This window comes from Lysinibacillus sp. FSL W8-0992 (assembly GCF_038008685.1).
Taxonomy (GTDB): domain Bacteria; phylum Bacillota; class Bacilli; order Bacillales_A; family Planococcaceae; genus Lysinibacillus.
This window is the reverse complement of sequence record NZ_JBBOZQ010000001.1, coordinates 961,822-983,700: the sequence shown is the minus strand read 5'-3', so window position 1 is coordinate 983,700 and position 21,879 is coordinate 961,822. Positions and strand designations below refer to the sequence as shown.

Annotated in this window: 34 protein-coding genes and 1 pseudogene; 1 reads left to right on the top strand and 34 read right to left on the bottom strand. The window is 37.8% G+C overall.

Going from position 1 to position 21,879, the window contains the following annotated elements; translation table 11 throughout:
- Window positions 1-97 precede the first annotated feature (97 nt).
- Window positions 98-706 (top strand): spore germination lipoprotein GerD, encoded by a 609-nt coding sequence (gerD, locus tag NSQ74_RS04705; RefSeq protein WP_340821796.1) that lies wholly within the window; start codon window positions 98-100, stop codon window positions 704-706.
- A gap of 51 nt (window positions 707-757) precedes the next feature.
- Here the strand turns inward: gerD and NSQ74_RS04700 are convergent, their stop codons facing one another.
- The 34 genes and pseudogenes from NSQ74_RS04700 to rpsQ form a co-directional block, all read right to left on the bottom strand.
- Complete coding sequence (locus NSQ74_RS04700; protein WP_340821795.1) at window positions 758-1,813, bottom strand: P-loop NTPase; 1,056 nt, start codon at window positions 1,811-1,813, stop codon at window positions 758-760.
- Between the two features lie 72 nt (window positions 1,814-1,885).
- Window positions 1,886-2,599, bottom strand: a complete 714-nt coding sequence (locus NSQ74_RS04695) for an N-acetylmuramoyl-L-alanine amidase (RefSeq protein ID WP_340821793.1) — start codon at window positions 2,597-2,599, stop codon at window positions 1,886-1,888.
- A 145-nt stretch (window positions 2,600-2,744) separates the two neighbouring features.
- Complete coding sequence (locus tag NSQ74_RS04690) at window positions 2,745-3,221, bottom strand: YxiG family protein (protein ID WP_340821790.1); 477 nt, start codon at window positions 3,219-3,221, stop codon at window positions 2,745-2,747.
- A 32-nt stretch (window positions 3,222-3,253) separates the two neighbouring features.
- Complete coding sequence (locus tag NSQ74_RS04685; RefSeq protein ID WP_340821789.1) at window positions 3,254-3,697, bottom strand: YxiG family protein; 444 nt, start codon at window positions 3,695-3,697, stop codon at window positions 3,254-3,256.
- 74 nt (window positions 3,698-3,771) lie between these two features.
- A complete protein-coding gene (locus NSQ74_RS04680) occupies window positions 3,772-4,218 on the bottom strand; it encodes a YxiG family protein (protein ID WP_340821788.1) in 447 nt (148 codons plus the stop codon).
- Window positions 4,219-4,257: 39 nt separating this feature from the next.
- Window positions 4,258-4,716, bottom strand: a complete 459-nt coding sequence (locus tag NSQ74_RS04675; protein ID WP_340821787.1) for a YxiG family protein — start codon at window positions 4,714-4,716, stop codon at window positions 4,258-4,260.
- A gap of 8 nt (window positions 4,717-4,724) precedes the next feature.
- Complete coding sequence (locus NSQ74_RS04670) at window positions 4,725-5,498, bottom strand: SAR2788 family putative toxin (RefSeq protein ID WP_340821786.1); 774 nt, start codon at window positions 5,496-5,498, stop codon at window positions 4,725-4,727.
- Between the two features lie 18 nt (window positions 5,499-5,516).
- Window positions 5,517-6,350: a S8 family peptidase gene (locus NSQ74_RS04665; protein ID WP_340821784.1), complete on the bottom strand. Its 834-nt coding sequence runs from the start codon at window positions 6,348-6,350 to the stop codon at window positions 5,517-5,519.
- A gap of 1,250 nt (window positions 6,351-7,600) precedes the next feature.
- A complete protein-coding gene (gene rpsI, locus NSQ74_RS04660; RefSeq protein WP_004233744.1) occupies window positions 7,601-7,993 on the bottom strand; it encodes a 30S ribosomal protein S9 in 393 nt (130 codons plus the stop codon).
- Window positions 7,994-8,018: 25 nt separating this feature from the next.
- On the bottom strand, window positions 8,019-8,456 hold the full coding sequence (gene rplM / locus NSQ74_RS04655; RefSeq protein ID WP_173479261.1) for a 50S ribosomal protein L13: 438 nt from the start codon (window positions 8,454-8,456) through the stop codon (window positions 8,019-8,021).
- A 270-nt stretch (window positions 8,457-8,726) separates the two neighbouring features.
- Window positions 8,727-9,467 carry a tRNA pseudouridine(38-40) synthase TruA gene (truA, locus tag NSQ74_RS04650; RefSeq protein WP_340821783.1) on the bottom strand — a complete coding sequence of 247 codons (741 nt, stop codon included), beginning with the start codon at window positions 9,465-9,467 and terminating at the stop codon, window positions 8,727-8,729.
- Between the two features lie 12 nt (window positions 9,468-9,479).
- Window positions 9,480-10,277 (bottom strand): energy-coupling factor transporter transmembrane component T family protein, encoded by a 798-nt coding sequence (locus NSQ74_RS04645; RefSeq protein ID WP_340821781.1) that lies wholly within the window; start codon window positions 10,275-10,277, stop codon window positions 9,480-9,482.
- Complete coding sequence (locus NSQ74_RS04640; RefSeq protein ID WP_340821779.1) at window positions 10,274-11,146, bottom strand: energy-coupling factor ABC transporter ATP-binding protein; 873 nt, start codon at window positions 11,144-11,146, stop codon at window positions 10,274-10,276. The genes NSQ74_RS04645 and NSQ74_RS04640 overlap by 4 nt, the downstream gene beginning before the upstream one ends.
- Entirely contained in the window at window positions 11,122-11,967 is an 846-nt protein-coding gene (locus tag NSQ74_RS04635) for an energy-coupling factor ABC transporter ATP-binding protein (RefSeq protein WP_340821777.1), read from the bottom strand. The genes NSQ74_RS04640 and NSQ74_RS04635 overlap by 25 nt, the downstream gene beginning before the upstream one ends.
- 385 nt (window positions 11,968-12,352) lie before the next feature.
- Window positions 12,353-12,733: a 50S ribosomal protein L17 gene (gene rplQ, locus NSQ74_RS04630; RefSeq protein ID WP_010860588.1), complete on the bottom strand. Its 381-nt coding sequence runs from the start codon at window positions 12,731-12,733 to the stop codon at window positions 12,353-12,355.
- Window positions 12,734-12,789: 56 nt separating this feature from the next.
- Complete coding sequence (locus NSQ74_RS04625; protein WP_004233733.1) at window positions 12,790-13,734, bottom strand: DNA-directed RNA polymerase subunit alpha; 945 nt, start codon at window positions 13,732-13,734, stop codon at window positions 12,790-12,792.
- 139 nt (window positions 13,735-13,873) lie between these two features.
- Window positions 13,874-14,263 (bottom strand): 30S ribosomal protein S11, encoded by a 390-nt coding sequence (gene rpsK / locus NSQ74_RS04620; RefSeq protein WP_004233731.1) that lies wholly within the window; start codon window positions 14,261-14,263, stop codon window positions 13,874-13,876.
- A 25-nt stretch (window positions 14,264-14,288) separates the two neighbouring features.
- Window positions 14,289-14,654, bottom strand: a complete 366-nt coding sequence (gene rpsM / locus NSQ74_RS04615; RefSeq protein ID WP_024364357.1) for a 30S ribosomal protein S13 — start codon at window positions 14,652-14,654, stop codon at window positions 14,289-14,291.
- 24 nt (window positions 14,655-14,678) lie between these two features.
- On the bottom strand, window positions 14,679-14,792 hold the full coding sequence (gene rpmJ / locus NSQ74_RS04610; protein WP_000868344.1) for a 50S ribosomal protein L36: 114 nt from the start codon (window positions 14,790-14,792) through the stop codon (window positions 14,679-14,681).
- A gap of 37 nt (window positions 14,793-14,829) precedes the next feature.
- Window positions 14,830-15,048, bottom strand: a complete 219-nt coding sequence (infA, locus tag NSQ74_RS04605) for a translation initiation factor IF-1 (protein WP_004233690.1) — start codon at window positions 15,046-15,048, stop codon at window positions 14,830-14,832.
- A gap of 88 nt (window positions 15,049-15,136) precedes the next feature.
- Window positions 15,137-15,214, bottom strand: a pseudogene (locus NSQ74_RS04600) (type I methionyl aminopeptidase); the annotation flags it as partial.
- Between the two features lie 249 nt (window positions 15,215-15,463).
- Window positions 15,464-16,117, bottom strand: a complete 654-nt coding sequence (locus tag NSQ74_RS04595; RefSeq protein WP_340821776.1) for an adenylate kinase — start codon at window positions 16,115-16,117, stop codon at window positions 15,464-15,466.
- A 69-nt stretch (window positions 16,118-16,186) separates the two neighbouring features.
- The gene (secY, locus tag NSQ74_RS04590; protein ID WP_173479259.1) at window positions 16,187-17,482 is read right to left on the bottom strand and encodes a preprotein translocase subunit SecY; all 1,296 of its coding nucleotides are present in this window, start codon (window positions 17,480-17,482) and stop codon (window positions 16,187-16,189) included.
- Complete coding sequence (gene rplO, locus NSQ74_RS04585) at window positions 17,482-17,922, bottom strand: 50S ribosomal protein L15 (protein ID WP_173479258.1); 441 nt, start codon at window positions 17,920-17,922, stop codon at window positions 17,482-17,484. Before rplO ends, secY begins: the two co-directional genes overlap by 1 nt.
- A gap of 34 nt (window positions 17,923-17,956) precedes the next feature.
- Window positions 17,957-18,139 carry a 50S ribosomal protein L30 gene (gene rpmD, locus NSQ74_RS04580; protein WP_024364361.1) on the bottom strand — a complete coding sequence of 61 codons (183 nt, stop codon included), beginning with the start codon at window positions 18,137-18,139 and terminating at the stop codon, window positions 17,957-17,959.
- A 13-nt stretch (window positions 18,140-18,152) separates the two neighbouring features.
- The gene (gene rpsE, locus NSQ74_RS04575; protein ID WP_024364362.1) at window positions 18,153-18,656 is read right to left on the bottom strand and encodes a 30S ribosomal protein S5; all 504 of its coding nucleotides are present in this window, start codon (window positions 18,654-18,656) and stop codon (window positions 18,153-18,155) included.
- Window positions 18,657-18,677: 21 nt separating this feature from the next.
- The gene (gene rplR / locus NSQ74_RS04570) at window positions 18,678-19,037 is read right to left on the bottom strand and encodes a 50S ribosomal protein L18 (RefSeq protein ID WP_340821773.1); all 360 of its coding nucleotides are present in this window, start codon (window positions 19,035-19,037) and stop codon (window positions 18,678-18,680) included.
- A 32-nt stretch (window positions 19,038-19,069) separates the two neighbouring features.
- Window positions 19,070-19,609: a 50S ribosomal protein L6 gene (gene rplF / locus NSQ74_RS04565; RefSeq protein WP_340821772.1), complete on the bottom strand. Its 540-nt coding sequence runs from the start codon at window positions 19,607-19,609 to the stop codon at window positions 19,070-19,072.
- A 30-nt stretch (window positions 19,610-19,639) separates the two neighbouring features.
- Window positions 19,640-20,038, bottom strand: coding sequence for a 30S ribosomal protein S8 (rpsH, locus tag NSQ74_RS04560; RefSeq protein ID WP_008181717.1), 399 nt, complete (start codon window positions 20,036-20,038; stop codon window positions 19,640-19,642).
- 29 nt (window positions 20,039-20,067) lie between these two features.
- Complete coding sequence (locus NSQ74_RS04555) at window positions 20,068-20,253, bottom strand: type Z 30S ribosomal protein S14 (protein WP_004233656.1); 186 nt, start codon at window positions 20,251-20,253, stop codon at window positions 20,068-20,070.
- A 22-nt stretch (window positions 20,254-20,275) separates the two neighbouring features.
- Window positions 20,276-20,815: a 50S ribosomal protein L5 gene (gene rplE / locus NSQ74_RS04550; RefSeq protein ID WP_340821771.1), complete on the bottom strand. Its 540-nt coding sequence runs from the start codon at window positions 20,813-20,815 to the stop codon at window positions 20,276-20,278.
- Between the two features lie 29 nt (window positions 20,816-20,844).
- Window positions 20,845-21,153, bottom strand: a complete 309-nt coding sequence (gene rplX, locus NSQ74_RS04545) for a 50S ribosomal protein L24 (protein ID WP_107925086.1) — start codon at window positions 21,151-21,153, stop codon at window positions 20,845-20,847.
- A 35-nt stretch (window positions 21,154-21,188) separates the two neighbouring features.
- Window positions 21,189-21,557: a 50S ribosomal protein L14 gene (gene rplN / locus NSQ74_RS04540; protein ID WP_004233650.1), complete on the bottom strand. Its 369-nt coding sequence runs from the start codon at window positions 21,555-21,557 to the stop codon at window positions 21,189-21,191.
- A 43-nt stretch (window positions 21,558-21,600) separates the two neighbouring features.
- The gene (gene rpsQ, locus NSQ74_RS04535; protein WP_024364366.1) at window positions 21,601-21,864 is read right to left on the bottom strand and encodes a 30S ribosomal protein S17; all 264 of its coding nucleotides are present in this window, start codon (window positions 21,862-21,864) and stop codon (window positions 21,601-21,603) included.
- Window positions 21,865-21,879: the final 15 nt, after the last annotated feature.

Genomic DNA, 21,879 nt, shown 5'->3' with positions numbered 1-21,879 from the left:
GTTAAAAAAGCTATTTCTCTTCGCAAGCTATACATAAAGTCATCATAAATGTGAACAATAATTGAAAGAGTCTATCTATAGAAAGGACTGATGTTTAATGCGAAAATTGACTTTATTACTGATTTTGACGCTTTTTCTTGCTGCCTGCTCTCAACAAGATAAAACCTCTACCATGTCTTATGATGAGATAAAAAAAATTATGATTGACTCTCTACAAACAGAGGATGGTAAAAAGGCGTTACGACAGCTTCTAGAGGAACCGAGTTTTCGTGAATTATTGATATTAGAACATGATGAAGTGAAAAAGGCGACAGAAGAGACTTTGCTTTCAAAAGAAGCTGAGGATTTTTGGAAAAAGACATTTGAGGATCCAAAGTTCAAAGAAACTGTAGCCAAAAGTATGCAAAAACAGCAATCGGATATTATGAAGGAACTAATGAAAGATCCGACATTCCAAAAGGATATGGAGTCATTCTTTGGTCAACCTGATATGCAAAAGCAAATGGAGACAATTTTAAAATCATCCAATCTTCGCAAGCAAATGGAGGAAGTCGTAAAGGAAACGATTGAAAGTCCACTAATGCAAGCGAAATGGCTGGAGCTTATCAAAAAAAGCGGTGAAAGTACTTCATCGGAAAGCGATAGTAAAAAAGAGGCTAGCGGTGAAAGTGATGGCAGCGCAAATAAGGATGACAAAAGCAAATAACTTCACAAAACAAAAAGGATTTCCTCGAATAGCCGAGGAAATCCTTTTTGATTATTTATTTAATTTTTCAATGATTTTCGAAGCAATATCTAAATAAGTTTGTCCTGTAGAATGATTTTCGGCATACACAGAAGGCGCGAAATCTTCATCAGTCCAATCTGGCTGACCTAGTGGAATTTGTCCCAGTAGCTCTGTACGAAGTTCTTCAGTTAATTTTGCACCGCCACCTTGGCCAAATACAAATTCACGTTCCCCTGATTTTGACTCAAACCATGCCATATTTTCAATAACGCCTAGAATCTCATGTTCTGTTTGTAGAGCCATTGCACCTGCACGAGCTGCAACGAATGCTGCTGTTGGATGAGGCGTTGTCACAACAATTTCTTTTGAAGAAGGTAACATTTGATGAATATCTAAAGCAACGTCGCCTGTTCCTGGTGGTAAATCTAATAGAAGGTAATCTAGTTCTCCCCATTCTACATCACGGAAAAATTGATCTAATACCTTTCCAAGCATTGGCCCACGCCAAACGATTGGTGCGTTATTCTCAACAAAGAATCCCATTGAAATCACTTTTACACCAAAACGGTCAACAGGGTAAATACGATTATCCACTACTTTCGGCATATCTGTAACACCCATCATATCGGGCACACTGAATCCATAAATGTCGGCATCAATTAAGCCTACTTTTTTACCAAGGCGTGCTAAAGCAACCGCTAAGTTAACAGATACTGTAGATTTCCCTACGCCACCTTTACCAGATGCAATTGAAATTACCTGCACTGTGCTTAGTGGTGATAAAATATCTTGAGCTTCTGCTTCTGTTGCTGTTCCACGGAAGCTTTGCAGTTTTTCTGTCGATAACTCTTCAAAACGAATACCAACAGTGTTAGCGCCCGCTTCTTTTAATACATCCACAATTTTCATTTGAAGTTGCATTTGTTCAGGTGTATTTGTTTTAGCAATAGCAATTTTTACACTCACATGATTTTTTTCTTCTTTAATTGATACATTCGTAATACCGTCTGTTTCTGCTAAGGTTTTATGTAAAAATGGATCTTGTAGTTGTCCCAGTTTTTCTCGTACTTGTTGTTCAGTTATCACGACGAACACTCCCCTTATTTTCTGTCAATGTTAGTATATCATAATGCTCTGATTTACATAGCAGCTGTTGCTCTATTCAATTTTCCCAAGTAAGTAGTCTTCAATACCTTCAACGATAGCAGTTGCCATTTTCTCTTGATATTTTTTATCGACTAATAGTGCACGTTCCTCATCATTACTGATAAATCCAGTCTCCACTAACGCAGCTGGTACTTCCGCCTTTTTCAACAAGTAGATTTGTTTAATCGATAATGCTTCCCGGTCCGTATTTTGTAAGTTCGTTCGAATAGATTGCTGAATGCTCTTCGCTAACAACTCCCCATCAGCATGTCCTTCTTTATGATAAAACACCTGCGCTCCACGCCACTTTGTTTCAGGAATTGCATTAGCGTGAATTGTTATAAAAATATCTGGTTGTTCTTTTGCAACAATATCCTTTCGTAAAAAGATATCCTGCTTTTTTCGTTCCCTCAATGTACCAAATTTTTCTGATGGCGCGTGTTCTTCAATAACATCCCCATCCTTTGTACGCGTCATCACGACCGTTGCGCCCTTCTTCTTTAGTTGCTTCTCCACATGCTGAGCAATTGCAAGTGTAATTTCCTTTTCAATTACTTCGCCCTTTGAAGCACCTCCATCCTGACCACCGTGTCCCGCATCGATGACAATTTTTATGCCACCTAGTGGGTCAGGTAAGAAGAAGTTGCGGTCCGAAGCATTCGTTTCATATGCCACGACCACTATACTCATCAGCATAATTACTCCTAGTGCAAGCCAGCGCTTCACCCATATCCACCACCCTTTATAGATAGTGTACGAAGTTAGTGATGGAACTATGCTAGAAAGTAAACAAAAAAAACTCCCAAGCTTCTTGAGAGTTTAAAATGTATGATTTATGTTTCGGTACGCTCCACGCACAGCTTCTAGTCAATCAACTTTCATCTTCCCATTTCAGTTCATTTTCTGGCGCGATTAAATCTTTAAAAAACTTACCTTCAAAAACTACACGATTCGCTTCTATAAAGAAACAGGCTTTATTGTTAATGTGGAAGCTAAAATTTGTAGTAGATGAAATTTCTTCTATACCTTTTAATTCTGGATCTAAACTTTCGATTGTAATTTTGTCAACGCCATTTGGATGATAGCTAATCCCTGTTAGCAATTGCTCATCTCCGTAATCGTAGTCATTTAAACGAATGCCCTCTATATTTTCGAGCTGACACATGTAGAAAGACAGTACTTGTTCAAAGAATACGACCTTTTTCAAAACTTCTTGTTTGTATTTTTTAGCGACAACTAATTTAACGGTTTCTCCAAAATAACCTATATCTACATTCATCACGACACCGAACTCTACTTCTTCCGATAAAAGCATTTGAATTTCTTCCATTATTTTTTCTTGTTCCATAATATCTCCTTCACTTAAAAGAATTCACGTTTTTAAGGAACTAACAAATTATTAAACACTTTATTATTGATTACTAAACGATTGGCTTCCAAAAAGAAATAATCTTTATTGTTTACTTGGAAATAAAAATTGGTATTTGAAGTAATTTCGATATCTTTTAAGTTGGCATTTATGTTCTCAGCTTTAATTTTACCGAAGCCATATGGGTGGTAGCTGATTTCTGACAACAATATATCATCCCCATAACCAAGCTCATTTAAACGAAATCCCTCTGCATCATCAGACTTACACATGTACAAAGAAAGTACTTGTTCAAATAACATAACTGTTTTTTCAATTAGCTTTTCACCTAAACTAACCACAATTAATTTCACATTGTCTTCAAAATAATCTATATTAATATCAACAACTATACCGAACTCAGCTTGTGTAAATAAAAGTGACTCTATTTCTTCAATTATTTTCTCCCGCTTCATAATCTATCCCTACTCTTATTTTTACTAAATTATTGAAATCAATTTAAACTTCCTACATCTAATTTAACCTCTTTTTAAAGTACTAACAAATTATTAAACACTTTATTATTGATGACTAAACGATTCGCTTCCAAAAAGAAATAATCTTTATTGTTTACTTGGAAATAAAAATTGGTATTTGAAGTAATTTCTTTAATACCTTTTAATTTTGCATTTATAGTCTCCACTATAATTTTGCCAAATCCATATGGGTGGTAGCTGATTTCTGATAATAATGCTTCGTCCTTATCATTCAGCTCTTTTAAACGAAAGCCCTCTGCATCCTCAGAATTACACACGTACACAGAAAGTACTTGTTCAAATAATAGAATGGTCTTTTTAATGCGTTTTCTGCTTGTACTAAGCACATCTAATCTTACAGTTTCCTTTAAATAATCGATTTGAACATCAAAAAGCCTTCCAAACTCTGCTTCTGTAAATAAAAGTGTCTCTATTTCTTCAATCATTTTTTCTCTCGTCATAGTATCTCCACACTACAATCAATTTTAAATATTTTTAGCTCAAGTATCCTTTTTAAACTTTAAAAGATTATTAAACTCTTTATCATTGATTACTAAGCGATTCGCTTCAAGAAAGAAATAATCTTTGTCGTTTAATTGAAAATAAAAGTTTGTATCAGCTACATTTTCTTTTATTATATTTGATTTTAAATCTATTCTGTCCAATTTAATTTTACCGAATCCATTAGGATGATAGCCTATTTCTGATAACAATACATCATCTCCATATCCTAGTTCATTTAAACGAATCCCTTCTGCTTCGTCAAACTGACACATGTATAGTGAAAGCACTTGTTCAAATAAAATCATTGTTTTTTCAATTTGTCTTCCGCTAACACCCAGCACTACTAATCTCACAGTTTTTTCGAAATAATCAATATTAAATTTATATACTCTCCCGAACTCGGCTTGTTTAAATAAAAGCTTTTCAATTCCTTCAATCATTTTGTTTCTTTCCATATTATCTCCTATTTTTTGAATTTTTTTATTAGTTTAATAATTGTAGCAGGTGAAGATTCGTCTAACTTAATATGTGTTTTTTCTTTTTTACTTTCAAAGTTACCATTTATATCTATTGATTTACTACCTACTGACATACGCCAATAAGGATCTGATCTAACTCCTGATTCATCTTCCATTAATCGGACAACAATCTCCTGCTTTTTATTTGGAATGGTGATTACTTTACCTTTATTATTTTTAGCAGTTTTCACCGTACCACCAAACTGTTCTGTAATTTGCGAAACACCTAAATCGATTAAAGCTTTTATAGCCGCTTTTTTGCCATAATGCTTTATAGCATATTGTAATCCAACCCTAATTATCAGTATTGCCACTGCAGGTAGTGCTGTGGCTTCAGCGTGAAGAGAATTTAGCTCAGTCCTTTCACCTGTTTGCATATCTGTCAAATTAACATGGTAGTTCTCTTCTGTAAATTCGAGAACTTGCAAATCATAGTCCTTTTCTATTACATCATTATGCTGCATTTCCTCTAAATATTTTACAGTACCATGCATATTATTTTGATATTCAAAGGTCAATTGTACACTAGCTTTCACATCGTCAGTTGCTAATGAAATATCTATTATTAAATTCTCATCATCTTCTTCAGAGTTAATTTCAATACCTTCATGATGCTGCACATTATTATTCTCAAAAGTAGGCATATACGCATAACTAACATGTGGAAGAACATTAGAAGCAAAAAGTGTAAAAATTATGGCATAAATAATTTTTTTCATATTTACCCCTCCTGGAATCTACATTTTAATTAAACCATAACCGTATATTTCATCTTTTCCATCTACACCTAAGTCCAAGGCATACTTTTTCAATAAATTGAATGCGTCTTTATTGTTTTTTATATTAGATTTAGACAGCATTTCTTTCATAACAAATGAAGTGATATAAGCCGTAGCCAAAGAAGAACCTGATTGTATTTTGTATGTACCATCTAAATCTGCAACCTTAATATTTTGACCCTGAGCGACAAAATCTACTTTCCCAGTTGAAGATGTTGCTAACTGCATATTTTCTTTAGTTACAGCGCTTACTGAAATAACATCTTTAAAACGTGCTGGGAAATCACTATTAAACCCTAAATTATTACCCGCAGAACTAATAATAATCATTCCAGAATCTAAAGCTTTCTTTACTACTCTTTCTATTTCTGAATGATAACTTTGGAAACCAATACTTAAATTAAGAACATCTATTTCTTTTGTAATAGCCCATTCAACCGCATCAACAAAGTATTCTACTTCCCCCTTCCCATTTTCATTTAAATAAACAATATTAAAGAATTGAATATTCTTTTGTTCTTCTAATTCCAAGTTATTAACTATAACTGATGTAACCGCAGTACCATGCCCCAATAAATCAATTGGATTATCCACTTCCTTTTTTTCTAAAATATCGTAATTACATAAATTCAAATTTTTAAACAATTCATGTTGGACAAAAATACCACTATCAATAATGCCGACTTTTACTTTTTTATCCTCTAATGAAGTTTCATTTTCTTTGAAATATTCACAACCTAAAATTATTAATACCATTAAAAATAAAAAGAGGACGTCTTGCTTTTTAAGCATATTATTAAATACCTCTTTCCTCTATTAATTTAGAATCAATATTTTGCATATAAAAAAGTTAAACTTATTTGACTATTAACGGTTGAACTGATGTTCTTGAAACAAGAAATTAACATGACTATATTTAGATTTTGTCACAGGCAAAGGGTGGGGTTGTTCATATAGAGCGAATAAAACTTTCTTAGTATGGTAATGAAAGATTGATGTTTCTCTATAGTGTGTTCGTCAGCTTTAAATTTAAAGGATGCAAAGCGACTCTGATCTTTAATTTATATATTTTGGTTTTTTAAATTTAAGAGGTTGTTCAATCAGTGTTTTAAGCGTTGAGTTGTAAAATCCAGATGCACTTCGAGGGTCTAGTAAATAATTTTTGTTACAGTATTGTTTTAAAATCACCACCCACTATTTTTAGTTTTTCTATTTATCAATTGATTTAAAATCTAGCTAATTTTATGTAATCATAATTTTTAACTTTATAAAAATATAGTATCAATCATTTTTTTTTTAGATTTTACAAAAAAATATATGATTTATCAATATTTTTAGAAATTTTTCCAAAGATTATATTACATAAAAGTTATTCCGATTTTTTATCTTTAAATTTATAACGTAAGAATATAGCAATAAGGAAACCAATGAAGTAGCCTGTAAATCTAAACTGTTTTGAAGTAGCAAAAATTTCAGTAGTTAAGAAATTAAAAATAACAAAGCTTACTAGTAAACACTTTGCTGCAATGTCTCGCTTCTTTTCCATATTCATTAGAATGTTTACACATCCTTTGCATATTCCTTATTATTTTCTAGTTAGTAGATGCAGAGATTCATAAATAATGATATTAAAAAGAGGTGACCATACGTAAGCTTTAATTCTTAGGATTTATTCCGATTTTTTACAATCAATTTATAACGTAAAAATGCTGCGATGAGGAATCCAATGATGGGTACAGCATAATTAACCAGCCTTGAAAAAGTAAATATTTCTTTTAAGATAATGAAAACAATAAAGTAGGCGAGAATAAACTTGAAAGCAAGGTCTTGCTTCCTTTCCATATCCATAAGAAACTTACACATCCTTTGTTATGTAATTTTAAATCTCTAAATACCCTTCGCATCTAATATTCTTTTTTAAAAATTTTACTAAAAACTGCAAAGAATTTTCAATATTTTTAATAAGTGAACTTCATTAAAAACACAAAAAACCCTCCCCACAAAACTGGGAAAGGGTTTTGAAAACGTATATAATCGGTTGATTAACGTTTTGAGAACTGAGGTGCACGACGAGCGCCGCGTAGACCTGGTTTTTTACGTTCTTTCATGCGTGAATCACGAGTAAGTAATCCAGCTGATTTAAGTGCAGCACGGAAATCTGGGTCTACTTGAAGTAGAGCACGAGCGATACCATGACGTACAGCTCCAGCTTGACCAGTATATCCACCACCGTTAACGTTTACGTGGATGTCATAGCTTCCTGTAGTTTCAGTAGCTACTAATGGTTGTTTAATTACTTCACGTAATGCAGCGAATGGTACGTATTCTTCGATTTCACGTTTGTTGATAACAATTTTACCTGTACCTGGTACTAAACGTACACGAGCTACAGAGCTTTTACGGCGACCAGTGCCGATGTATTGAACTTGTGCCAAAGTAATATCCTCCTCTTAATTTATATTATCCGCGAAGCTCATAAGCTTCTGGTTTTTGTGCAGCATGTGGGTGCTCAGTTCCAGTGTAAACGTTAAGTTTACCGAACATTTTACGACCTAAAGAGTTTTTAGGAAGCATCCCTTTAATAGCTAATTCGATCATACGTGTTGGGTACTTTTCTAACATTTCACCAGCAGTACGAGTTTTTAAACCACCCGCAAATTGAGTATGGTGACGGTAAAGTTTACCCTCTAATTTGTTACCAGTTAAATGGATTTTGTCAGCGTTGATGATGATTACGTGATCACCTGTGTCAACGTTTGGTGTGAATGTTGGTTTATGTTTACCACGTAAGATTGCAGCTACTTCAGAAGCTAAACGTCCAAGAGTTTGGCCTTCTGCATCAACTACTAACCATTTACGGTCTACTTCGTGACCTTTAGCCATGAATGTTGTACGCATGTATATATCCTCCTAATCGATTCGATTACCGTTATTTTTCATTAGTCTACACTATAAGTTTCGGGGCTTATTTTGTGGTGGTAATGAAAATACCATCTGTTATCATATAATGAATGGCTTTTAAAGTCAAGCAATTTCATTAAACACCTGGTGAAGTTGTACAGGGTAACGTTTGGCATTTGCATTGGCATTTTGCCCCTCATATATTGTTCCATTTAAAGCGAAAATCCGCTCTTAGAAAACATACAATATTCTTTTAAACATTTTGCCCTAATAGAATACTTTTTCAAGGTATAAACCTTGTGGTGGCGCCGTTTTACCAGCCTGGTCGCGATCCATCGATGCAACAACGGTCTCGACATTTCCCACTTCTCTGCGCCCTATGCCGACTTCCCATAAAGTGCCGGCAATGATGCGTACCATATTGTATAAGAAGCCACTACCTTCAATGACCATATGTAGCTCTTCACCATGCCACTCAAATTGAAGTGCGTTTACTGTTCGCACTTTATTTTGCACACTAGTATTCGCCGCGCAAAAGCATGAGAAGTCATGTGTCCCGATAATAGCACTTGCAGCCTCCTGCATCGCTTTCACGTCTGGTTTCACACCATTAGTCTCTACTGTGTAATGTCTACGGAACGGGCTTTGTACAGGCTCACAAGACCATATATAGCGATAGCGTTTTCCTGTTACACTATAACGCGCATGAAAATCATCTGCTACTTCCTCTATCGATAATACACGGATATCTCTTGGAAGCTGGACATTTAACGCCTTCATATATTTTTCTACTGGTATTGCAAGCGGCGTATCAAAATGCAGTGTTTGTCCAGTTGCATGTACTCTTGCATCAGTGCGACCACTTGCCGTTACTTTAACCTTGTTACCTTTATGCATAACAGCAAGTACACGCTCAACTTCTGCTTGTACTGTACGCTCTCCTGGTTGCACTTGATAACCAGAAAATTGCGTTCCATCATAACTAATAATTGCTTTTAATCGTCGCATAAAGCTACTCCTTTAACTTCTATAGAAAAATAATAAAACAGCCATTGCTACTAATAAGGCAAGCGCAAATGTATCACCTATATCCCACTTCAGCTTACGATAGCGCGTACGTCCTTCACCGCCACGATAGCCTCGAACCTCCATTGCAGTCGCTAAGTCCTCTGCACGTTTAAAGGCACTTACAAAGAGTGGGACTAACAGTGGAACAACCGCTTTAATGCGGTCTTTTATCGGTCCTGAAGATAGATCAGAACCACGCGCCATTTGCGCCTTCATAATCTTATCTGTCTCATCCATCAAAGTTGGAATAAAGCGCAGTGAAATAGACATCATTAGTGCTAGCTCATGAACAGGTACTTTTATTTTTTTCAATGGATTTAGCAACACCTCAATCCCATCTGTAATGGAAATCGGAGATGTTGTCAGTGTTAAAATAGACGTCATAAACACTAAAACTAGGAAACGCGTTGAAATATAAATCCCTTGGCGAACGCCGCCCTCGTAGATGGAGATAAATTTCCAATGAAATAATAGGTCGCCTTCCTTCGTCATAAAGATATGTAGCAAGAAAGTAAACGCCATTAAAAAGAGAACAGGCTTCAAGCCATTTATTAAAAAGTACAAGCGTATACGTGACACTAAAACAATGAGTAACGTAAAAGCTAATAGCATTGCATATGTTATTGTATTATTAGCTAAAAATACAATAATGATAAATGCAAAAACGAATACGAGTTTAGATCGTGGGTCAAGCTTATGAACAGGAGAATCTCCTGGCAGGAAGCGCCCGAAAATCATCTTCTCCATCATGACTCTGCACGCTCCTCTCTCAATAATCGAGCCATTTCAATCGCTAGCTCCTCTTCTGTTAAACATACCTTTGCTAGAGGTGTATTGATCATCTTTTCAACCTTTTGTTGGAAGCGTACAATACGGGGTGGCTCTAAACGAAATTGCTTTAATGTCTCAACATCCTTAAAAATATCACGTGGTGTTCCACTCAATACATTTTTCCCCTCATGCATAATGACGATATTGTCAGCATAACGAGCTGCATCCTCCATACTATGCGTAACGAGAATCGTCGTTAAACTACGCTCCTGATGTAATGCATAAAACATATCCATAATTTCTTTTTGTCCACGAGGATCTAGCCCAGCTGTTGGTTCGTCTAAAACAATCACCTCTGGCTCCATTGCCAATACACCCGCAATTGCTACACGTCTCATTTGTCCGCCCGATAGATCAAATGGTGATTTGTCGAGCACATTTTCAGGCAATCCAACTAATCGGACAAGCTCTCTAGCACGTATCTCGGCTTCTTTCTGTGAGACACCAAAATTCATAGGCCCGAACATAATATCCTTTAATACCGTTTCTTCAAACAGCTGATGCTCTGGAAATTGAAAAACAATACCTACACGTTGACGAACCGCCTTTAAATTCTTTGCCTTTTTCCCAGCTTCCACTGTGCGCTCTCCTATTTGCACCTTGCCTGATGTTGGCTTTAGGAGTGCATTAAAATGCTGAAGAATAGTCGATTTACCGGACCCTGTATGGCCAATAATCGCTTGGTACGTGTGAGATGGAATCTCAAAGTCCACATCGAATAACGCACGTTTTTCAAAAGGTGTTCCTTGAGAGTATGCATAGCTTACTTGTTGAAGTTTGATGTCCATAAATCATTCACCAACTCTTCTTCTGTCATATGTTGTCCCATTAACGGAACACCTTCCTTTTGCAATAACTTTGATAACTTCATGGCAAACGGTAGATCAAGACCTAACTCCGTTAACTTGTCCCCCAGCGAAAAAATTTCAGCAGGTGGGCCTTCTGCAAACTTTTTGCCATCATTCATGAAAAGTATACGATCCGCCAACATGGCTTCTTCTAAATCATGTGTAATCGATAAAACTGTTAGCCCTGTTTCTGCACGTAATGTTTGTACAGTTTGTAAAACCTCTATACGTCCTTGTGGATCTAACATAGATGTTGCCTCATCTAAAATGAGCAACTTTGGCTTTAAAGCTAATGCTCCTGCGATAGCGACGCGTTGCTTCTGTCCACCTGATAAATGATGTGGCTCATGATCCAAAAAACTGCTCATCTTTACTTGTTCTAGTGATGCATGTACACGCTTTACCATCTCTTCAAACGGTATGCCGTTATTTTCAAGAGCAAAGGCAACATCATCTTGTACTGTAGCTCCTACAAATTGATTGTCTGGATTTTGAAAAACCATCCCCATTTGCGAGCGACATTCCCACAGATTATCTTCATTTAATACTTCTCGTAATATACGTACATCTCCCTGTTGCGGGAATAGTAAACCATTCATTAGTTTGGCTATCGTTGATTTACCAGAACCATTATGGCCAACTATAGCAATCCATTCACCTTCCTGTACGGCGAAGCTTACATTTTCGACAGCATTTCGCAGCTCTGGATCTTCAGGTGTATATGAAAACGTCACATTATTTAACGATAAAATTTCGGGCATTTCTAGAACTCCTCTCTACATGCTCAGCTATACTAACTAACTTACACTTTTTTATGTATGAATTCTACCACAATCAATATGTCGGTATAAGAAAAGTGCCTAAGCGCATATTCCTATATATTAAAAAAAGCACCATCAATTGGCGCTGTTAATAATAAAAAAGCGCGCACCTCATTCGATAGAAATGCGCTAGTCGTTACATTTACAAGAAACACGGGTGCTCAAGCCCTTGCTTCTTTTGAATGAGGTGCGGAGAGCTAAACGAGACGCCACACTAAAGTGCCCGCTCATCATAACGCTCAGCTTAATTATTTGTCGTATAAATCGTTTTATAAAGAAAGAGGGTGGTGGTTCCACCCTCTTCACCACTTGTTTTCTCTTATGATTAAACTAATTCAATCACAACAACAGGTGCACCGTCACCACGACGAGGACCTACTTTAAGAATACGAGTGTAACCACCTTGACGTTCTGCGTAACGTGGTGCAACATCATCAAATAGCTTTTGTAGCGCAAATGAAGTTGTTTCGTTACCTTCTTCGTCAGTAGTTGTTACTAGTTCACGACGGATGAATGCAGCAGCTTGACGGCGTGCATGTAAATCTCCGCGTTTACCTAAAGTAATCATTTTTTCAACAGCTTTACGTACTTCTTTAGCGCGAGCCTCAGTAGTTTCGATACGCTCGTTGATGATTAAATCAGTAGCTAAGTCACGTAACATCGCTTTACGTTGAGAACTTGTACGACCAAGTTTTCTGTAACCCATGGATGTTTCCCTCCTTTATAAAAAATATCTGATCTTATAAGTTTTGTTTAAATCGCTTAGTCTTCTTTGCGTAACCCTAAACCAAGCTCTTCTAACTTCGCTTTTACCTCTTCTAATGACTTACGTCCAAGGTTACGAACTTTCATCATGTCGTCTTCTGACTTATTCGCAAGTTCTAGTACTGTATTAATACCAGCGCGTTTTAAGCAGTTGTAAGAACGAACAGAAAGATCAAGTTCTTCAATAGTCATCTCTAAAACTTTTTCTTTTTGATCTTCTTCTTTTTCGACCATGATTTCAGCAGTTTGTGCCTCATCTGTCATGCCAACGAAGATGTTTAGATGCTCGGTTAAAATTTTTGCTCCGAGCGAAATCGCCTCTTTCGGACCGATGCTACCATCTGTCCACACATCAAGAGAAAGTTTATCGTAGTCAGAAGACTGACCTACACGAGTATTTTCCACTTGGAAATTGACGCGTGATACTGGAGTGTAAATAGAGTCGATCGGGATCACGCCGATAGGAAGATCCTCACGTTTGTTTTGATCAGCAGGAGTGTAACCACGGCCGCGTTGAGCGTACATACGCATACGTAAATGACCGTTTTTAGCGATTGTTGCAATATATAGATCTGGGTTTAAAATTTCTACGTCACTGTCATGTGTAATGTCAGCAGCCGTAACTGTACCATCGCCCTTTACATCAATCTCAATAACTTTTTCTTCGTCAGAGTAGATTTTAAGAGCAAGCTTTTTCACGTTCAAAATAATTGAAGCTACATCTTCTACAACGCCTTCTACAGTAGAGAATTCGTGAAGTACACCATCAATTTGGATTGAAGTGACAGCAGCTCCTGGTAATGAAGACAGAAGGATACGACGTAAAGAATTACCCAAAGTGTTTCCATATCCGCGTTCAAGCGGTTCTACAACAAACTTTCCATATTTGGAATCTTCGCTGATCTCCACCGTTTCAATCTTTGGTTTTTCAATTTCGATCATTTCATTTACCCTCCTTCAAAACATCGAATGTATAGGTTCTTTCCATCATAGATTCGATCGTCATTGACGTATCGTTTAATATCTGCACAAGACAGTCTGTACAAAAAATGATGTTCTCATACAATATGAGACGCACCCATTACACGCGACGACGTTTTGGCGGACGGCAACCATTGTGAGGAACTGGAGTAACGTCTTTAATAGCAGTTACTTCTAAACCAGCAGCTTGAAGTGCACGAATTGCAGCTTCACGACCAGCACCAGGACCTTTAACAGTTACTTCCAACGTTTTCAGACCATGTTCAAGGGATGTTTTAGCAGCAGTTTCTGCAGCCATTTGTGCAGCGAATGGTGTAGATTTACGTGAACCACGGAAACCAAGAGCACCAGCACTTGACCAAGATACAGCGTTACCTTGCATATCTGTAATCGTTACAATTGTATTGTTAAATGTAGAACGAATGTGTGCAATACCAGATTCGATATTCTTTTTCACACGACGTTTACGAGTTTGTTGTTTACGAGCCATGTTAAGAAGGAACCTCCTTTACGTATTATTTTTTCTTGTTCGCAACTGTTTTACGAGGACCTTTACGCGTACGCGCATTGTTCTTCGTATTTTGACCACGAACAGGTAAACCACGACGGTGACGGATACCACGGAATGAACCGATTTCCATCAGACGTTTAATATTTAATGAAGTTTCGCGACGTAAGTCACCTTCAAGTTTGTAAGAATCTAATTGTTCACGGATTAGGTTTAACTGATCTTCAGTTAAGTCGCGTACGCGTGTATCTTCTGAAATACCTGCGCCAGCTAATACTTTCTGAGCTGTAGTTTTACCAATACCGTAAATGTAAGTTAATGAAATTACCACGCGTTTGTCGCGAGGAATGTCAACACCAGCAATACGTGCCATGTACGTTGTGCACCTCCTTTAGAATCAACCTTGTTTTTGTTTGTGTTTAGGATTTTCACAGATTACCATTACTTTACCGCGTCGGCGAATTACTTTACATTTTTCGCAGATCGGTTTCACAGATGGTCTCACTTTCATCTAACCTAACCTCCTTAATAGTCCGGAGCGCAAAAGATTATTTAAAACGGTATGTGATACGACCGCGAGTTAAATCATAAGGAGATAACTCGATAGTAACCTTATCTCCAGGTAGAATACGGATAAAGTGCATACGAATCTTACCAGATACGTGTGCTAAAATCACATGTCCATTTTCTAATTCTACCTTAAACATCGCGTTTGGCAAAGTCTCAACAACTGTTCCTTCGACTTCAATTACATCATCTTTCGCCATCTACTCTGTCTCTCCTCTCTATATGCAAATTAAAGTTCTCATCGTTACATCAAACGGATATCTGCTGCAACTATAGAAGCAACCTCGTTTCAACATATGTTTGGATTGTATGAGAGATGTTTGAAAGACGCTCGTCTGGTTTCGCTTCACACAATCCACGGAATATACAGGACCAGTCTGGGCACTGAATCTCCCATGTTTACACGAATACCGGAATGTCTTTGATGAGATATTCATACCCGTTACACAGATGCTTCCACGAAACCCATTATACTCTCCCAAAAGTAATGTTGCACTTTTTAAAAGAAATATATACCGGGCACAATATGCTTTTGCAACTCTCAAAAAAATTATGTTTCGGTGTTGCTCCCGCATGCCTCCCGCGGAAGCAGTATTCTGCGCCCGGAGCCGGGTATCAGCTGCGGCTGCTCTGTAAAAGAGCATCAAGATCAGCAAACACTTTATTAATATCTTGCTGTCCATCAATATTTGTTAACACACCTTTTGCTTCATAGAAGTTGAGCAAAGGCTGTGCTTGATTCATATTTACTTCCAGACGGTTTGCAACCGTTTCAGGATTATCATCCGCACGTGTGTAAAGCTCGCCGCCATCTTTATCACATTTACCTTCCACAGCTGGTGGATTGAAAATTAAATGATAAGATGTACCACATGTTTTACAAATACGACGACCTGATAAACGAGCAATAAGCTCATCTTTTTCAACTTGAATGTTTAACGTATGCTCAATAGCTTTACCAAGATCAGCTAAAATGCTATCTAATGCTTCAGCTTGTGGAACAGTACGTGGGAATCCATCTAATAAGAAGCCCTTTTCACAATCAGGTTTAGCAAGTCGCTCGCGAACAATTCCAATCGTTACTTCATCAGGTACTAGAGCACCTTGATCCATAAACGATTTAGCCTGTAAGCCTAGTTCAGTACCATCTTTAATAGCGGCACGGAACATATCTCCTGTAGAAATATGAGGAATTGCGTACTTCTCTACAATTTTATCTGCCTGTGTACCTTTACCAGCACCTGGCAGACCCATTAAAACGATATTCATCGGAAATAGTCCTCCCACAAAAGGTTTGCTGATTTTTAGGAAACGAAGATCGTTCCCTAAAAATCAACATTATTTCATAAAGCCTTTGTAGTGACGTTTAACAAGTTGGGATTCTAGCTGTTTCATCGTTTCTAGCGCTACGCCGACTACGATAATTATACTAGTACCACCGATTTGCACTGAAGCAGGTAGATTCATAAGGTTGATGAATATAATCGGCATTACAGCAATTACAGTTAAGAATATCGCGCCAACAAAAGTCAGACGATATAACACGCTTGTTAAATACGTTTGAGTGTTTTCACCCGGGCGAATACCTGGAATGTAAGCACCTTGTTTTTTCAAGTTGTCTGCCACATTTTCCGGATTCACTTGTACGAATGCGTAGAAATATGTGAACGCGACGATCAATGCAACGTAAATCAACATCCCAACAGGTTTCTGATAATCAAACGTGTTTTCAATGAATGTTGTTACATCATTTTGACCAAAGAACGCTGCTAACGTACGAGGCGTAACAAGGAACGCTACTGAGAAGATTACCGGAATAACCCCTGCAGCATTTACTTTTAACGGTAAGTGCGTTTGTTGACCACCTGTTTGTTGATTGCGTCCAGTAACTCGTTTTGCATATTGAATTGGGATTTTACGAAGTGCTTGTTGCACGTAAATTACACCAACGACAATTGCAAGTAAAATCAAAGCAAGTAATGCAAGGATGATAATGTTAATAAACAGTTTATCACCAGCACCCTCTATTTGTTGTGCATAAATTTGGTTTATTCCTGTAGGTAATGCTGCAACGATACCTGCGAAAATTACAACAGAAATACCATTACCAACACCATGTGCAGTAATTTGCTCAGCAAGCCATACAAGGAAAGCTGTACCAGCTGTCAATACAATTGAAATTGTAACGTAAGTTAGAATTCCCTCTTCTTTAATCAAAGATCCACCATACATTTTGTTGAAACCAAATGACATCGCGAATGATTGGATAAAAGCAAGAATAATTGTAAAGTAGCGAGTAAATTGTGCAAGTTTACGTCTTCCGACTTCACCTTGCTTTGCCCACTCAGCAAACTTCGGTACTACGTCCATTTGCAATAACTGAACAATAATTGAGGCTGTGATGTATGGCATAATTCCCATCGCGAAGATAGAGAAGTTTTTCAAAGCACCACCGCCAAAAGTATTGAGGAAACCAACGAGGTTAAACTCATCAGTTGCCTTTAATACATTTGCGTCAACGTTCGGTACTGGTATGAATGTACCAATACGGAAAACGATTAACATTAAAAGAGTGAAAATGATTTTATTTCTTATATCTCGAACACGCATAAAGTTAGAGATTGTCTGAAACATTAAATCACCTCAGTAGTTCCGCCGGCATTCTCAATTGCTTCTTTCGCTGAAGCTGAGAATTTATGAGCTTTAACTGTAAGCTTTTTGTTAAGTGTTCCGTTTCCAAGAACTTTAATTCCAGCTTTTTCATTGCTCACAAGACCAGTTTCAAGTAATAATGCAGTTGTTACTTCTGCACCGTCTTCGAAACGGTTTAATGTGTCAAGGTTAACGATAGCGTATTCTTTACGGTTAATGTTCGTAAAGCCACGTTTTGGTAAACGACGGAATAACGGGTTTTGTCCGCCCTCAAATCCTGGGCGTACACCGCCGCCAGATCGAGAGTTTTGACCTTTATGACCTCTACCCGCAGTTTTACCGTTACCAGAACCGATACCACGACCAACGCGATTGCGTTGCTTACGAGAACCTTCTGCTGGTTTTAACTCATGCAGTTTCATAGTGGGTGGCACCTCCTTGTTCATTAATTGAAAATTAATTTTCTTTTACAGTAACTAAGTGAGCTACTTTATCAAGCATACCGCGAGTAGCTGCATTATCAGCTTTCTCAACAGTTTGATTTAATTTACGTAAACCAAGTGCTTCAATAGTTTTACGTTGTGCCGGTTTAGAACCGATCACAGATTTTGTAAGGGTGATTTCTAATTTGTTAGCCATTATTATTCCCCCCTTATCCTAATATTTCTTCCACTGATTTGCCACGTAATTTTGCAACGTCCTCTACGCGTTTTAATTCAGTTAAACCTTGAACAGTAGCACGCACCATGTTAATTGGTGTGTTAGATCCAAGTGATTTTGAAAGAATATCAGTAATACCAGCAAGTTCTAGTACGGCACGTACTGGACCACCAGCGATAACCCCTGTACCAGGAGCAGCAGGTTTGATTAGGATTTCTCCTGCACCGAAGCGACCAAGCACTAAGTGTGGAGTTGTTCCACCTACACGTGGCACTTCGATTAAGTTTTTCTTCGCATCTTCAACAGCTTTACGGATAGCATCTGGCACCTCTTGAGCTTTACCAGTACCGAAACCAACATGTCCGTTTCTATCGCCAACTACAACTAATGCTGTGAAGCGGAAGCGACGTCCACCTTTAACAACTTTAGCAACACGGTTAATAGTAACTACGCGTTCTTCAAGTTCTCCAAGTTTGTTTGCGTCAATTCGACTCATGAAATGTGTCCCTCCTTCTTATTAAAATTCTAAACCGTTCTCACGTGCAGCTTCAGCTAAAGCTTTAACACGTCCATGATATAAGTAACCACCACGGTCAAATACTATAGCAGTAATATTTTTTTCCGCAGCGCGTTTCGCGATTGTTTCACCGATTTTTGATGCAGCCTCAACGTTGTTACCAGCACCTTCAAAATCATTCTCTTGAGAAGATGCGCTAACAATAGTTACGCCTGCTACGTCATCGATAAGTTGAGCGTAGATGTTCTTGTTAGAACGGAATACGTTTAAGCGTGGACGCTCAGCAGTACCCGAAATTTTAGAACGTACTCGCGCATGACGTTTTTTACGAACTTGATTTTTATCCTGTTTCGTAATCACAAGGGTCACTCCTTTCTAATGCTTAGGCAGCATTATTTACCTGTTTTACCTTCTTTACGACGAACGTATTCGCCTTCGTAACGGATACCTTTACCTTTATACGGCTCTGGTGGACGAACGTCACGGATATTCGATGCAAGAGCGCCAACGCGTTCTTTGCTGATACCTTTAACGATGATTTTTGTGTTAGAAGGAACTTCTACTTCAAGACCATCTTCTGGTGTGAACTCAACTGGGTGAGAGTAACCTACGTTAAGTACAAGCTTTTTACCTTGTAATTGCGCACGGTAACCGACACCGATAAGTTCTAATGATTTTTCGAAACCTACAGAAACACCAGTAACCATGTTCGCTAATAGCGCACGAGTTGTACCGTGGTTTGTGCGGTGTTCTTTTGAATCAGAAGGACGAGATACAGAGATCACATTACCTTCTTGCTCAATTTTCATATCTTGGTGGAAAGAACGAACAAGTTCGCCTTTAGGACCTTTAACAGTAACAGTGTTGTCAGCTTCGACAGTAACAGTTACGTTAGCTGGTACCTCGATAATTTTTTTACCTACACGAGACATTTAGTTGCACCTCCATTCATTTATTGCTAATTACCAAACGTATGCTAGAACTTCGCCGCCAACTTGTTTAGCGCGAGCTTCTTTATCTGTTAATAAACCTTGTGAAGTTGACACTAAAGCGATACCAAGACCGTTCAGTACTTTAGGAACTTCATTTGTTTTAGCATATACACGTAGACCTGGTTTAGAAATACGTTTTAGGCCAGTGATAACGCGTTCGTTATCTTTACCGTATTTTAAGAAGATACGGATGATACCTTGTTTGTTGTCTTCCACGTATTCTACGTCACGTACGAAACCTTCACGCTTTAAAATTTCAGCGATTTCTTTTTTCACGTTGGAAGCGGGTACTTCTAACTTCTCGTGACGAACCATGTTCGCATTACGAATGCGAGTTAGCATATCTGCAATCGGATCAGTCATTGTCATTACATTTACCTCCTTCCCAAATTAGGGGATTACCAGCTGGCTTTTTTCACGCCAGGAATTTGTCCCTTATATGCAAGTTCTCGGAAACAAATACGGCAAAGTTTGAATTTGCGATATACTGAGTGTGGACGACCACAGCGTTCACAACGTGTATATTCTTGCACTTTAAACTTTTGCTTACGTTGTTGTTTAACGATCATAGATTTTTTAGCCACGTTTTCGCCCTCCTTGTTTAAATTACTTTTGGAACGGCATACCGAATTGTGTCAATAACTCGCGAGATTCTTCGTCAGAGTTCGCTGTCGTTACGATCACGATGTCCATACCGCGTACTTTTGAAACTTTATCGTAATCGATTTCTGGGAAAATTAATTGCTCTTTAACACCTAGTGTGTAGTTACCGCGACCATCGAATGCTTTTTTAGAAACACCACGGAAGTCACGTACACGAGGTAATGCGATTGCGATTAATTTATCCAAGAATTCATACATACGCTCACCGCGTAATGTAACTTTAGCACCGATAGGCATACCTTCACGTAGACGGAAACCTGCGATCGATTTTTTAGCTTTAGTTACTACTGGTTTTTGACCAGTGATAATTGTCAATTCTTCTACAGCTGCATCTAGCGCTTTAGAGTTTTGAACTGCGTCGCCAACACCCATGTTGATAACGATTTTATCAACTTTTGGAAGTTGCATTACTGATTTATATCCAAATTTGCTCATTAGAGCAGGAGAAACTTCATTTAAATATTTTTCTTTTAGGCGGCTCATGTGTGTACCTCCCTTCTTTTATTTACTAATTAGTCGATTACTGCACCTGATTTTTTTGCAACACGAACTTTTTTACCGTTTTCGATTTTATAACCTACACGAGTCGGCTCGCCAGATTTAGGATCGATTAGCATTACGTTCGAAACGTGAATTGCAGCCTCTTGGCTAACAATCCCACCTTGTGGATTCAATTGGTTAGGTTTAACGTGTTTTTTCACGATGTTTACACCTTCAACAAGAACGCGATCTTGTTTAGGGAAAGAAGCAAGGATTACTCCTTCTTTGCCTTTGTCCTTACCAGTGATAACCTTAACCTTGTCACCTTTTTTTACATGCATGCTGTCGCACCTCCTTGATTGGCACTGTCATGAAATTAAAGAACTTCTGGAGCTAGAGAAACGATTTTCATGAAGTTGCTGTCACGTAATTCACGTGCAACAGGTCCGAAAATACGAGTTCCGCGTGGTGATTTATCATCACGAATAATTACACAAGCATTTTCATCAAATTTGATGTAAGTACCGTCTTTACGGCGAACGCCTGATTTAGTACGAACGATAACAGCTTTAACAACGTCACCCTTCTTGACAACGCCACCTGGTGTTGCTTTCTTAACTGTACAAACAACGATATCACCGATGTTAGCAGTTTTACGGCCAGAGCCACCAAGCACTTTAATTGTAAGAACTTCACGTGCACCTGAGTTGTCAGCAACTTTCATACGACTTTCTTGTTGGATCACTTAGGTTACCTCCCTTCGGAAATTGGTTGTTCCGAAATAGTTATTAAATAATAACCGCTTTTTCTACAACTTCAACTAGACGGAAACGTTTAGTAGCTGATAGCGGGCGAGTCTCCATGATACGTACGATATCACCGATTTTCGCTTGGTTTTGCTCATCATGAGCTTTAAACTTTTTAGAGTACTTTACACGTTTACCATATAGCTTATGCTTTTTGTGAGTTTCAACTAAAACAGAAATTGTTTTGTCCATTTTATCTGAAACGACGCGGCCCGTGTAAACTTTGCGTTGATTACGCTCAGTCATACTTGAAAACCTCCT

Excerpts from the sequence above, each read along its gene's own strand:
- NSQ74_RS04635 (WP_340821777.1), bottom strand. The coding sequence starts at position 11,967 with ATGCCCGAAATTTTATCGTTAAATAATGTGACGTTTTCATATACACCT.
- secY (WP_173479259.1), bottom strand. The coding sequence starts at position 17,482 with ATGTTTCAGACAATCTCTAACTTTATGCGTGTTCGAGATATAAGAAAT.
- NSQ74_RS04685 (WP_340821789.1), bottom strand. The coding sequence starts at position 3,697 with ATGAAGCGGGAGAAAATAATTGAAGAAATAGAGTCACTTTTATTTACA.
- NSQ74_RS04645 (WP_340821781.1), bottom strand. The coding sequence starts at position 10,277 with ATGATGGAGAAGATGATTTTCGGGCGCTTCCTGCCAGGAGATTCTCCT.
- rpsM (WP_024364357.1), bottom strand. The coding sequence starts at position 14,654 with ATGGCACGTATTGCTGGTGTTGACATTCCTCGCGACAAACGCGTGGTA.
- truA (WP_340821783.1), bottom strand. The coding sequence starts at position 9,467 with ATGCGACGATTAAAAGCAATTATTAGTTATGATGGAACGCAATTTTCT.
- NSQ74_RS04640 (WP_340821779.1), bottom strand. The coding sequence starts at position 11,146 with ATGGACATCAAACTTCAACAAGTAAGCTATGCATACTCTCAAGGAACA.
- NSQ74_RS04625 (WP_004233733.1), bottom strand. The coding sequence starts at position 13,734 with ATGATCGAAATTGAAAAACCAAAGATTGAAACGGTGGAGATCAGCGAA.
- rpmD (WP_024364361.1), bottom strand. The coding sequence starts at position 18,139 with ATGGCTAACAAATTAGAAATCACCCTTACAAAATCTGTGATCGGTTCT.
- NSQ74_RS04595 (WP_340821776.1), bottom strand. The coding sequence starts at position 16,117 with ATGAATATCGTTTTAATGGGTCTGCCAGGTGCTGGTAAAGGTACACAG.
- rplQ (WP_010860588.1), bottom strand. The coding sequence starts at position 12,733 with ATGGGTTACAGAAAACTTGGTCGTACAAGTTCTCAACGTAAAGCGATG.
- NSQ74_RS04670 (WP_340821786.1), bottom strand. The coding sequence starts at position 5,498 with ATGAAAAAAATTATTTATGCCATAATTTTTACACTTTTTGCTTCTAAT.
- rpsE (WP_024364362.1), bottom strand. The coding sequence starts at position 18,656 with ATGAGTCGAATTGACGCAAACAAACTTGGAGAACTTGAAGAACGCGTA.
- rplE (WP_340821771.1), bottom strand. The coding sequence starts at position 20,815 with ATGAGCCGCCTAAAAGAAAAATATTTAAATGAAGTTTCTCCTGCTCTA.
- rplO (WP_173479258.1), bottom strand. The coding sequence starts at position 17,922 with ATGAAACTGCATGAGTTAAAACCAGCAGAAGGTTCTCGTAAGCAACGC.
- gerD (WP_340821796.1), top strand. The coding sequence starts at position 98 with ATGCGAAAATTGACTTTATTACTGATTTTGACGCTTTTTCTTGCTGCC.
- NSQ74_RS04675 (WP_340821787.1), bottom strand. The coding sequence starts at position 4,716 with ATGGAAAGAAACAAAATGATTGAAGGAATTGAAAAGCTTTTATTTAAA.
- NSQ74_RS04690 (WP_340821790.1), bottom strand. The coding sequence starts at position 3,221 with ATGGAACAAGAAAAAATAATGGAAGAAATTCAAATGCTTTTATCGGAA.
- NSQ74_RS04665 (WP_340821784.1), bottom strand. The coding sequence starts at position 6,350 with ATGCTTAAAAAGCAAGACGTCCTCTTTTTATTTTTAATGGTATTAATA.
- rpsH (WP_008181717.1), bottom strand. The coding sequence starts at position 20,038 with ATGACAATGACTGATCCGATTGCAGATATGCTAACTCGCATTCGTAAT.
- infA (WP_004233690.1), bottom strand. The coding sequence starts at position 15,048 with ATGGCGAAAGATGATGTAATTGAAGTCGAAGGAACAGTTGTTGAGACT.
- NSQ74_RS04680 (WP_340821788.1), bottom strand. The coding sequence starts at position 4,218 with ATGACGAGAGAAAAAATGATTGAAGAAATAGAGACACTTTTATTTACA.
- rplF (WP_340821772.1), bottom strand. The coding sequence starts at position 19,609 with ATGTCTCGTGTAGGTAAAAAAATTATCGAGGTACCAGCTAACGTAACT.
- rpmJ (WP_000868344.1), bottom strand. The coding sequence starts at position 14,792 with ATGAAAGTGAGACCATCTGTGAAACCGATCTGCGAAAAATGTAAAGTA.
- rpsQ (WP_024364366.1), bottom strand. The coding sequence starts at position 21,864 with ATGACTGAGCGTAATCAACGCAAAGTTTACACGGGCCGCGTCGTTTCA.
- rplX (WP_107925086.1), bottom strand. The coding sequence starts at position 21,153 with ATGCATGTAAAAAAAGGTGACAAGGTTAAGGTTATCACTGGTAAGGAC.
- rplM (WP_173479261.1), bottom strand. The coding sequence starts at position 8,456 with ATGCGTACAACATTCATGGCTAAAGGTCACGAAGTAGACCGTAAATGG.
- rpsK (WP_004233731.1), bottom strand. The coding sequence starts at position 14,263 with ATGGCTCGTAAACAACAAACTCGTAAACGTCGTGTGAAAAAGAATATC.